At 32.2% G+C, this 10,609-nt stretch carries 12 protein-coding genes and 1 pseudogene; 1 reads left to right on the forward strand and 12 read right to left on the reverse strand.

Annotated elements, in window-relative coordinates; genetic code table 11:
* The 6 genes from WBN21_RS02265 to WBN21_RS02290 all read right to left on the reverse strand — a co-directional run.
* The coding region (locus tag WBN21_RS02265; protein ID WP_424197682.1) for an ATP-binding cassette domain-containing protein at positions 1 to 572 on the reverse strand (572 nt) is incomplete at its 3' end.
* 35 nt (positions 573 to 607) lie between these two features.
* Complete coding sequence (locus tag WBN21_RS02270) at positions 608 to 790, reverse strand: CAL67264 family membrane protein (RefSeq protein WP_424197683.1); 183 nt, start codon at positions 788 to 790, stop codon at positions 608 to 610.
* A 99-nt stretch (positions 791 to 889) separates the two neighbouring features.
* The gene (locus WBN21_RS02275; RefSeq protein ID WP_424197684.1) at positions 890 to 1,609 is read right to left on the reverse strand and encodes a pirin family protein; all 720 of its coding nucleotides are present in this window, start codon (positions 1,607 to 1,609) and stop codon (positions 890 to 892) included.
* A gap of 15 nt (positions 1,610 to 1,624) precedes the next feature.
* Positions 1,625 to 2,062: a MarR family winged helix-turn-helix transcriptional regulator gene (locus WBN21_RS02280; RefSeq protein ID WP_424197685.1), complete on the reverse strand. Its 438-nt coding sequence runs from the start codon at positions 2,060 to 2,062 to the stop codon at positions 1,625 to 1,627.
* A gap of 29 nt (positions 2,063 to 2,091) precedes the next feature.
* The gene (locus tag WBN21_RS02285; protein WP_424197686.1) at positions 2,092 to 2,622 is read right to left on the reverse strand and encodes an NADPH-dependent FMN reductase; all 531 of its coding nucleotides are present in this window, start codon (positions 2,620 to 2,622) and stop codon (positions 2,092 to 2,094) included.
* A gap of 20 nt (positions 2,623 to 2,642) precedes the next feature.
* Positions 2,643 to 2,999, reverse strand: a complete 357-nt coding sequence (locus tag WBN21_RS02290; protein WP_424197687.1) for a DoxX family protein — start codon at positions 2,997 to 2,999, stop codon at positions 2,643 to 2,645.
* A 143-nt stretch (positions 3,000 to 3,142) separates the two neighbouring features.
* Here WBN21_RS02290 and WBN21_RS02295 point away from each other — a divergent pair, with 143 nt between their 5' ends.
* A complete protein-coding gene (locus WBN21_RS02295; protein WP_424197688.1) occupies positions 3,143 to 4,786 on the forward strand; it encodes an acyl-CoA carboxylase subunit beta in 1,644 nt (547 codons plus the stop codon).
* Positions 4,787 to 4,850: 64 nt separating this feature from the next.
* Here WBN21_RS02295 and sppA read toward each other — a convergent pair whose 3' ends face one another.
* From sppA to WBN21_RS02325, 6 genes and pseudogenes are all read right to left on the reverse strand, one after another.
* Entirely contained in the window at positions 4,851 to 6,611 is a 1,761-nt protein-coding gene (sppA, locus tag WBN21_RS02300; protein ID WP_424197689.1) for a signal peptide peptidase SppA, read from the reverse strand.
* Positions 6,612 to 6,652: 41 nt separating this feature from the next.
* On the reverse strand, positions 6,653 to 7,726 hold the full coding sequence (locus WBN21_RS02305; RefSeq protein ID WP_424197690.1) for an AMP-binding protein: 1,074 nt from the start codon (positions 7,724 to 7,726) through the stop codon (positions 6,653 to 6,655).
* A 6-nt stretch (positions 7,727 to 7,732) separates the two neighbouring features.
* Positions 7,733 to 8,695, reverse strand: coding sequence for a lysostaphin resistance A-like protein (locus WBN21_RS02310; protein ID WP_424197691.1), 963 nt, complete (start codon positions 8,693 to 8,695; stop codon positions 7,733 to 7,735).
* A gap of 1 nt (position 8,696) precedes the next feature.
* A complete protein-coding gene (locus WBN21_RS02315) occupies positions 8,697 to 9,731 on the reverse strand; it encodes an o-succinylbenzoate synthase (RefSeq protein WP_424197692.1) in 1,035 nt (344 codons plus the stop codon).
* A gap of 8 nt (positions 9,732 to 9,739) precedes the next feature.
* Complete coding sequence (locus tag WBN21_RS02320) at positions 9,740 to 10,429, reverse strand: DUF2490 domain-containing protein (protein WP_424197693.1); 690 nt, start codon at positions 10,427 to 10,429, stop codon at positions 9,740 to 9,742.
* A 21-nt stretch (positions 10,430 to 10,450) separates the two neighbouring features.
* A pseudogene (locus WBN21_RS02325) lies at positions 10,451 to 10,609 on the reverse strand (metal-dependent hydrolase); the annotation flags it as partial.

The following is a 10,609-nucleotide window of genomic DNA, read 5'->3' on the forward strand; positions in this document are numbered from 1 at the left end:
TCTGGTTCTTTTAAAAGCAAGCGACATAAAGCCACACGACGTTTTTCACCTCCAGAAAGAATCCCGATTTTTTTATCACCTTCAGGAGTACGTAAGGCATCCATGGCTATTTCTAGTTTGGTATCAAGTTCCCAAGCTCCTGCTGCATCAATTTGATCTTGCAATTCTGCTTGTCTAGCCATTAACTTTTCCATTTTATCTGGATTAGAATAAACTTCTTCTAATCCAAATTGATCGTTAATTTTATTGTATTCATCAAGAATAGCAACAGTTTCAGCAGCACCTTCTCGCACCACTTCCATAACTGTTTTATTATCATCAAGTTGTGGTTCTTGTTCTAAATAACCAACAGAATAATCTTGTAAAAAGGTAACATCGCCCTGGAAATTCTTATCAACACCAGCTATAATTTTTAATAAAGTTGATTTACCAGAACCATTAAGTCCTAAAATTCCAATTTTAGCTCCATAAAAAAAGCTTAAATAAATATTTTTTAAAACAGGTGTATTTGCACCAGGAAATGTCTTGGTTAAACCAGACATTGAAAAAATCACTTTTTTATCGTCACTCATCGTGTTTGTTGTAATTCGTTAAGTTGTTCTGTCTATTAAACGCGACCTTTAAGTGCGTTAAAAACCCATGCAATAGCAAAAAAGCCTATGCCAACGGTAGCAAAGCCCCAGCCTGCAACATCATTATACCTATAGGCGCCCATTAAAATTAATAACACTCCCATTATAATCATTAAAACGGTGGCCCAAGCTAAAACCGTATTTTTATTCATTGCCATATTCTTACTTTTTATTGGTTAGTCTGAAAGCAAATATCGTTTTTTTAAATAAAAAAGCATCCATAAACGGATGCTTTTTACTAACATTAATTTTAAAGATTAAATCATGGGAACTTCAATAAATAAAAGTCCGGAGTCTTCAATAGCTTTAATATTGAAACTTGATGTTTCTGAAACTCCAATGGCATCCCTTGTTTTTAAAATGTTTTCATTTATGGTATGATTTCCAAAAATGGTCATCACATAAACACCATGATTTTTACTATTTATTGGATATTCGAAAGTTTCTCCTTTATCTAAATCAATTCTTGAAATTATGGCATCTTGATGAATTTTCAAACTACCTGAATGGTTTTCATCTATGGAACTTACCAAGGTTTGAAGTTTGTTTTTACTTTCATCAGCAACAAATGTTTTTTGATCATAACGCGGTTTCACATTTTCTTTATTCGGAAGAATCCAAATTTGAAACAAACTTAAATGCTCCGTGTTCGACCCATTTATTTCAGAATGCTGCACACCTGTTCCGGCACTCATAATTTGTACTTCCCCAGGAACAACAGGAATCCACTCGTCACCCATATTATCTTTATGCTTTAAAATGCCTTTTAATGGAATGGTAATAATTTCCATATTATCATGTGGGTGAGTTCCAAAGCCCATTTTTGGTGCAATTATATCATCATTTAGTACTCGTAAAGCACCAAATTGTATTTTATCTTTATCAAAAAAGTTAGCGAAACTAAACGAGTGATTTGCTTGTAACCAACCATGGTTTGCAAACCCTCTGGATTCGGCTTTATGTATGACTGTTTTCATGATTTACTGTTTTTATTATCGCATTTTATCTAGCAGATTACTTAGAAGTTCTGCTTCATCTTCACTTAAATTCTTCACTAATTCTCTATTTGAATTCATAGGAATAGACTCTAAAAAATTTAAGCCTTCTTCATTTATGGCTATTTTAACTACCCGTCTATCATTATCTGAAGGACAACGATTAATATATTTTTTAGCACATAATTTATCCATTAAACGTGTCGCATTGGGCGAACGTTCTAACATTCTGTCTTTTATGGTCTGAACATTTAAAGGCTCACCGGCACCTTTTAAAATTCGCAGAATATTGTATTGCTGTGGTGAGATACCATAAGATTTAAAAAATTCGTTTTGATGACTTGTAATCCAATTTGCTGTATAAATAATATTCAACAGGGCTTTTACTCTATTGTTTGCAAATTTTGAATTGATATCTTTTGATAAATCTCCCATGGCTTAAAGTTTTCAGTCTCAGTTTGAAGTTACAATGCTTTCTTAAATGTTTCAACCTTTATTTTTAGAGCTGAATTAAGGTCATCATTAATAATCCTTCCTTCAGAAAAATTTTCTCCAAATGACGGTAAACTGAAATCTGCTATAATATTTCCACCCATAAAAGGGAATCGCCCTTTAGCAATTTCTAAAACAGATGCTCCACCTCTAGCCCCTGGAGATGTGGCCATTAATAACATGGGCTTTTCACTCCAAAGCTTACCATCAATCCTTGACATCCAATCGAATAAATTTTTGAACGCTGTTGAATATGCTCCGTTATGTTCTGCTAATGACAACACAATTCCATCAGATGATTTTATAGCCGCTAAAAATTTTCTAGCATTTTCAGGAATCCCCTTTTCTTTTTCTAAGTCTACACCAAAAATTGGTAAGTCAAATTCGTTTAAATCTAATACTGTAATCTGAACACCCTCTACTAAACCAGCTACATATTTTGCTAATTGTTTGTTGATTGAGGTTTTACTTTTACTTCCTGCAAATGCTATTATATTTTTCATTTTCATTTTTAAATTGGTATTTATTTACTTATTCTTTTATAAAACACATAAGAAACCAACAAAGCTATTAATGCTACAACGGCTGTTCCTTGACCTCCATCTGCTACCATAACATGAGCAAAAAAGGCTAAAACAAAAGCATATAAGAATCCCGCATACGCCCATTCTTTAAGTATTTTAAAACTTGGTGTCCAAATTGCTACTAAACCCAATAATTTAATTACTGCATAAGGATAAATTAGATAGGTTGGGTAACCAAAACTTTCAAAAGCACCTTTAATCATTTCGTGCTTAAAAAAATACATACTCACCGAAAAAAACATAATTAATGTCAGTATTGCTGTAGCAGAATAATAAATAATTTTATCTAGTTTCATCCTTTTAAATTTTATTTAAAATACAAATATATCAAATATAATTTTATATTCCAAGGAATATAATTCCATGTAATATAATTTAACAAATTATTCACTTTTTATACAGGAATTGGTTTTGTAAATTCGTAACAAATTATCAATCTATGGATATCAACTTCAATATAAACGAAGATCATAATAAACTCTTAGTATCAGAACTACAAAAACGATTTGCAAAAGTCAGTTTAGGTGGTGGAAAATCCCGCATAGAGAAACACAAAAGCAAAGGTAAAATGACTGCTAGAGAGCGTGTTGATTATCTGTTGGATGATAAAGCAAAATCTATTGAAATAGCTGCGTTTGCAGGTGAAGGAATGTATAAGGAACATGGTGGATGTCCTTCAGGTGGTGTTGTTGTAAAAATTGGATACGTAAAAGGAAAACAATGTATTGTTGTGGCAAATGATGCTACCGTAAAAGCTGGTGCATGGTTTCCAATTACAGGAAAAAAGAATTTACGTGCACAAGAAATAGCTATTGAAAACAGATTACCAATTATTTACTTGGTAGATTCAGCTGGTGTTTATTTGCCAATGCAAGATGAAATTTTTCCTGACAAGGAACATTTTGGTCGCATTTTTAGAAACAACGCCGTTATGAGCAGTATGGGAATTACTCAAATATCAGCCGTCATGGGAAGCTGTGTTGCCGGCGGCGCCTACCTCCCTATTATGAGCGATGAAGCTTTAATAGTTGATAAAACTGGAAGTATTTTTTTAGCAGGAAGTTATTTAGTGAAAGCTGCCATTGGCGAAAGTATTGATAATGAAACTTTAGGTGGTGCAACAACCCATTGTGAAGTTTCTGGAGTTACCGATTATAAAGCTAAAGATGATGCTGATGCTCTGGATACTATTAAAAATATTATTGATAAAATTGGCGATTACGATAAGGCTGGCTATAACCGAAATGACTCTAGGAAACCAAAGGAAAACCCAGAAGATATTTATGGTATTCTACCAAAAAGTCGTGCCGATCAATATGATATGTATGAAATTATAAAACGATTGGTTGACAACTCTGAATACGATGAATATAAAGCGGGTTACGGACAAACAATAATTACTTGCTACGCCCGAATTGACGGTTGGGCAGTTGGTATTGTGGCGAATCAACGCAAATTGGTTAAAACTACAGGCTCAAAAACAAAACCTAAAGAAATGCAGTTTGGTGGTGTGATTTATAACGACTCTGCTGATAAAGCGACTCGGTTTATTGCAAATTGTAACCAAAAGAAAATTCCTTTAGTATTTCTTCAAGATGTAACAGGTTTTATGGTAGGTAGCAAATCTGAACATTCTGGAATTATAAAAGATGGTGCTAAAATGGTTAATGCGGTTAGTAATTCTGTAGTACCAAAATTCACGGTTATTATTGGTAATAGCTATGGTGCTGGAAATTATGCCATGTGTGGAAAAGCATATGATCCGAGATTAATTTTCGCGTGGCCAAGTGCAGAGCTTGCTGTAATGAGTGGGAATTCGGCAGCTAAAGTTTTACTTCAAATTGAAAAAGCCTCTCTTGAAAAGCAAGGCGAAAAATTTACTAAAGAAAAAGAAGACGAACTTTATAATAAAATTAAGGAACGTTACGATGATCAAGTTTCACCATATTATGCTGCTGCTAGAATTTGGACAGATGCGATAATTAATCCATTAGACACTAGAACTTGGATTAGTATGGGAATTGAAGCTGCAAACCACGCTCCTATTGAAAAGAAATTTAATCTGGGGGTTTTACAGGTTTAAGAAATAAAAAGAGGCTTTATATAAAAAAGCCTCTTTAAATTAATATTGATTTGGTAGTAATCAGTTATTTTATATGAGTACTAAAAGGAAACATCAACTGAATCCCTTTTTTCTCAGACATTGATTTTATTTCCTTTAAAATATTATAATTTTCCTCGCCCAGTTCCTCTTTTAAAATGGTTTCTTTGGTTTTAGTAATACCAAATTTTTCAAGCATTTTATCAAGATCTTTCTCATAAACAGGAAACTCTCTTACTTGATACTCATTAATTGCAGCTGCTTCAGCCGCATATTTTAAGGCTAAATCTAAACCACCTAACTCATCAACTAAACCATTATTTACGGCATCAATACCTGTCCATACACGGCCTTGTGCAATATTTTCTACTTGTTCTCTGGTTAAATTTCTGCCCTGAGCAACACGAGTAGAAAACAAATGATATATATCTAAAATACCTTCTTTTATAAACTCGCGTTGGGTGTCATTCAAAGGCTCAAAAAAGCTATACGTTACTGCATTTTGATTGGTTACTACTTGCTCCGCATTAATCCCCATGTTATCCGCTAAATCCTTCCCATTTGGCAACATTCCGAACACACCAATACTTCCTGTAATAGTTGTAGGTTCTGCAATAATTCTATCCGCATTACATGCAATGTAATAACCACCAGAGGCAGCTAGATCGCCCATAGACACAATTACAGGTTTTATTAGTTTAGTGAGTTCAATTTCACGCCATATAAGCTCGCTAGCTAAGGCACTTCCGCCTGGCGAGTTAATTCGTAATACCACCGCTTTTATCTTATCATCATTTCTAGCTTTCGTCAAAGATTCATTCATAGTTCCTTGACCAACACTTCCTATATCGCCTTCACCATAAATAATATCGCCTTCAGCATAAATGACGGCTATTTTATTTTTGCTATAATTATTTATTTTTAGTGCTGCATGTTCGGCATAATCAGCAATTGAAATGATGTTTAAATCTTTTTTCACATCAACTCCAAGTGCATATTTCATGCTATTAACATATTCATCATGATATCCAAATTTATCAATTAAATGCGACGACTTTGCTAAGTTTGGATTTCGTGCCAATAAGCTATCGGCAATATTATTTAATCTTTCAACAGATATGTTTCTACTTTCGGAAATGTCTTGTTTCATTTGACCCCAAAGTGAATTTAAATACACAGTAATTTGTTCTCTGTTGTCATCACTCATGGTATTTGCAATAAAAGGTTCAACAGCACTTTTGTACTTTCCTAACCTTATGACTTCCATTTTAAACCCTGTTTTTTCTTGAAAATCTTTAAAATATAAACGCTCTGAAGACAGCCCTTTAAACTCCATAGCGCCTACCGGATTTATAAATATAGTATCCGCAACCGAACTTAGGTAGTAATCTTTTTGCGTATAAATATCAGCATATGCCACAACAAATTTTCCTGATTTTTTGAAATCTAATAACGTGCCGCGTAAGGCTTTGGTTTGAGAAATTCCCGCATCAATAAAATTATTATCAATTGAAATACCTTTTATTTTATTATCGGTAGCGGCATAATTAATAGCATCAATAATATTAAAAAGACCATTTTTTTTATTCTCATTTAAAAAAGGATAATCTGAAAACTCTGTTTTACCTGCGTAATCATTAATAGGGAAATCAAGTTTTAATTCTAAAACTGAATTCGCTTTAACCTTCACCACATCATCTCCGCTAGAACCAAATAAAGCTCCCAATAAAATCAACCCGAAAAAACAAATAATTAAGAATACAAAAATACCTGTAACGGTTGATAAAACACGTTTTATAAAATCCATAAGTAAAAAGTTCAATGTTAAGGTTTGAAAACCTTAGTATATTATTTTAATTTTAAAGCTTCTAAAGTTTTATTTCTATGAATTTTACCTGATTTAGTTTCAATAAATTTAGGGATAAAATAAATTTCTTTAGGTTTTTCGTATTTATCCAAAGCGCTAAAATTGGCTTCGTCAATAACTTTTTTATCACCTTCAATGATTAAGATTAATTTATCTCCTAAAGTATCATCAGGTTTAGAAGCTATAAAAAATTCGCCAGCTATTTTATCTTGAAGTTTACCTTCAATTTGTTCAGGATACAATTTAATTCCACCAGAATTTATAACATTATCATAACGGCCTAGCCATTCAAAACTAGTTTCAGAAACGATCTTTACAATATCATTGGTAATAATTTTATTGTCTGATAATTTAGGCGCATCAATAACCAAACACCCTCTGTCATCTTGCGAAACTTTAATGCCTAATATTGTTGTAAACAATTTTTCATCATTCGATCCTGTAAAATTATTAAGTTTTCTAACCGCAATATGAGAAACCGTCTCTGTCATTCCGTAAGTTTCATAAACTTTAGGTTTTTTATCCTGAATCAATTCAGTAATAGCTTTTGAAACTCTACCACCACCAACAATTACAAATTTTATATTCTCTAAATACTTAGCAAAACTTTTGAGTTGCATTGGTGTAAAAGCTGAAAACGTATAGTCTTTTTCATAATCAATTAAAGGCAATACGGCAGGCTCAACCATATCTAATTCAAGCCCTAAAATAATAGCTCTTACAATCATCATTTTACCAGCAATAAAATTTGATGGCAAACAATGCAATACCTTATCCCCTGGTTTTAATTTAAAAAAATCGCCAGTAGCAATGGCAGAATTTACCATGGCCTGTTTCTTTATTTTAACTTGCTTTGGTCTCCCTGTTGAACCAGATGTTTTAACAATAACATAATTTTTTTCATCTAACCAATCTAATAGAAAGTTTCCAAGTTCATACTGATAAGGTAAACCTTCCTTAATATAACTATAGGCAATTTCCATAAGGTCTTCATACTTGTAACTTAAATTATCTAACTTAAATTTTGCGTGTACATTTTTATAATTTGGTGTCATATCTATTTAATCTAAAATTTTATAATCTTCATTTGGCGGTTCTACAACGTTTCCTAGTAATTTATCTTTCCAATTTGTCCATTTATATTTTTTCGAAAGTATGAAAAGTAAAATTGGAAAAACAACAAAAACGGGAACAAATATTTCTGCTAATGCCATTTCTGATGGATCTGATAAATCTTTTAATATGGAGTGTGTTTGCAAGGCAGTCCAATCTGCAGTTACCAACAATGCTGTAAATAAATTATTAGCTGCATGAAAGCCTAAGGCCAATTCTAATCCATCGTCCATTAAAGTTATTATTCCTAAAAATAGTCCTGTACCAATGTAATAAACCATTATAACTGGACCTAGTTTATCAACTTCTGGGTTTGCAATATGCATTAATCCAAAACCTAGTGACGTTACCAATAAAGGTGCCCATTTATTTTTAAAAAGCACACCCAAACCTTGCATAAGGTATCCTCTAAAAAAATACTCTTCAAAACTAGTTTGCAACGGAATTAAAAAAATGGCAATTACAGCAAGAATTAAAAAAGGTTGAAGTTTAAAATTAAATTGATAATCTTCCGGGCTCAAATAATAATCCACCAACACAAAACTACTTGAAACAATGCCCCATATTATGAATATAAACCAAAACCGTTTCCAATCAATTTTCTTCCTAGCGGTTGTTAAACTTGTTATGGATTGTTTATGTAATAATTTTGAAGTTAAAAACACGCCTAACAACCCAAATGCAAAGGATATTAGCATAAGAAATAGAAATAAATTACTTCCTAAAACAGCACTCATCTCAGGAATACCTGTTGGCATACCTACCGATGAATCTCCTAATATTTTTACTGCTAAAGCAATTACTAAAGGAATCATTCCTATTAATTGCCATGCAAAAAATATAATGACAATTCCTAGTACATAGCGCCATAAATCATGTAAACCTTTATATGCTTGTTGTATGTAATCCATATTAAAAATTAAATTTCCACTCTTTATTTTTTTGGTATCGCAATTTACCATTTTTTACTTGCAATGGGCATTCAAAATTATTAGTAAATAAACTTCCTGTACCAAGACCTTGAGGCAAACTACTTTTTTTTGTGTAAGTATATTGCGCAATTGCATTTAGTCCTACATTACTTTCTAAAGCGCTTGTTATCCACCAGCCAATAGTTTCGTTTTCAGCAAGTGTAATCCATTCATTACTTCCAGAAAAACCTCCAACCAAACTAGGTTTTAAAATGATGTATTGTGGATTTATTATTCGCAGTAATTCCTGTTTTTTATTGACGTCAAAAATGCCAATTAATTCTTCATCTAAAGCTATTGGTAATGGTGTTTTTTCACAAAGTGAAGCCATTTCAGCAATTTGCCCTTGTTTAATAGGCTGCTCGATAGAATGTAAATCGAAATCTGATAATATTTTTATTTTTTCTAACGCTTCGGGAGGATGAAAAGCGCCGTTGGCATCGACTCGTAATTCGATATCTTTTGAAGTAAATTCTTTTCTAATAGATTTTATAAGATTCATTTCTGTTTGAAAATCAATAGCTCCAATTTTCATTTTAATACAACTGAAACCCGCATTTATTTTATCAGAAATTTGTTGCTTCATAAAAGATTCGCTACCCATCCAAATTAAGCCGTTAATTGCAATTGAATCTTCACTTTGTGTAAATTTTGAAGGAAATAATTCAAATGGGGGTTCACTTTCTAAGGATTTGAAGGCGGTTTCTAATCCGAATTGAATACTAGGAAATTCATTTAATTCATTCAATAAAACACTTAAACCTAGGTCAATATTTTCGCAAACCCATTGGAGTTTAGCCTCATAATCAGGCCTGTCATCTATTGATAAACCTCTAAACAATCCACATTCACCAATGCCTTTTTTATTATCAGATTCAATAACAATAAACCAAGTTTCTTTAGTTTTTAAAATGCCTCGAGAAGTGCCGCTAGCTTGTTTAAAATTTAAAACATATTGATTGTAAGTTGCCTTCATAAATTTAGTTAAAAACTATGATGTAAACTTAATTGTATTTGACCCTTTCCCCAAGTTACCGTTTTTTGATTCATCCAACCGAATTGAATTTTCAATTTAGGGTTTAAAACATAACCTAAACCTAAATAAGTTCTATTTCTATCAAATAATTCAACTTCTCTGTTATCCCCAATATCGGTCTGACCATTAATAAAAAGCTCATTATATAAAGCTAAATAATATGTTTTTTCATCAAAAGAAGTATTGTTTAATGGAACATTCAAGAATAAATTATAACGGTAGCGTGTTCTAAAATCTTGATTTTCAACAAAGCGTTGCTCGTACCTAAATCGGTGAGTGAAATGAAGTCGCTTACCAATTTTTTGTGGCATTAAGGCTTCTTGATATATTCTACTTTCTGAACTTGTTGCATTCCCTTGGCCAAATTGACCAGTTGTAATATTTCCGTAACCCAAAGTAAGTAATATATCAGCATTTTTAGGCTTATAGGTTAATCCTGAACGGATTAAAAGCTGCTCCAAATCGCCACCTAGATCCCAGTTTCTATACTGTAAATCACCTTGAATACCAAATTGACTGTTTTTAAATTGGTGCTTAAAAAAATACATATACCACGCACCAGTTTTCGATTCTTCTACTTGCGCAATTAAAGTGTTAGAAATAAAAAATAAGACTAGCAGTAAAAGTATTTTCCTCATGTACCGTGTGTTTTTTATGTTTTATAATTCAATAAATTCTCCAATTTCTAATAACATTAAATCTTTATTTTTTTCGAAGAATTTTCGCTTTGCATCTTCATGATCAATTTCAATATAACCGAAAGTATCATAATGATAACCTAACACCTTATCACATTCAATAAAATCACTTGCTAAAAT

Origin of the sequence: Algibacter sp. (assembly GCF_049667265.1) — a bacterium.
Taxonomy (GTDB): Bacteria; Bacteroidota; Bacteroidia; order Flavobacteriales; family Flavobacteriaceae; genus Algibacter_B.

What these genes read in the sequence shown, in the direction of transcription:
- WBN21_RS02270 (WP_424197683.1), bottom strand. Translation starts at nt 790, where the DNA reads ATGGCAATGAATAAAAATACGGTTTTAGCTTGGGCCACCGTTTTAATG.
- WBN21_RS02275 (WP_424197684.1), bottom strand. Translation starts at nt 1,609, where the DNA reads ATGAAAACAGTCATACATAAAGCCGAATCCAGAGGGTTTGCAAACCAT.
- WBN21_RS02280 (WP_424197685.1), bottom strand. Translation starts at nt 2,062, where the DNA reads ATGGGAGATTTATCAAAAGATATCAATTCAAAATTTGCAAACAATAGA.
- WBN21_RS02285 (WP_424197686.1), bottom strand. Translation starts at nt 2,622, where the DNA reads ATGAAAAATATAATAGCATTTGCAGGAAGTAAAAGTAAAACCTCAATC.
- WBN21_RS02290 (WP_424197687.1), bottom strand. Translation starts at nt 2,999, where the DNA reads ATGAAACTAGATAAAATTATTTATTATTCTGCTACAGCAATACTGACA.
- WBN21_RS02295 (WP_424197688.1), top strand. Translation starts at nt 3,143, where the DNA reads ATGGATATCAACTTCAATATAAACGAAGATCATAATAAACTCTTAGTA.
- sppA (WP_424197689.1), bottom strand. Translation starts at nt 6,611, where the DNA reads ATGGATTTTATAAAACGTGTTTTATCAACCGTTACAGGTATTTTTGTA.
- WBN21_RS02305 (WP_424197690.1), bottom strand. Translation starts at nt 7,726, where the DNA reads ATGACACCAAATTATAAAAATGTACACGCAAAATTTAAGTTAGATAAT.
- WBN21_RS02310 (WP_424197691.1), bottom strand. Translation starts at nt 8,695, where the DNA reads ATGGATTACATACAACAAGCATATAAAGGTTTACATGATTTATGGCGC.
- WBN21_RS02315 (WP_424197692.1), bottom strand. Translation starts at nt 9,731, where the DNA reads ATGAAGGCAACTTACAATCAATATGTTTTAAATTTTAAACAAGCTAGC.
- WBN21_RS02320 (WP_424197693.1), bottom strand. Translation starts at nt 10,429, where the DNA reads ATGAGGAAAATACTTTTACTGCTAGTCTTATTTTTTATTTCTAACACT.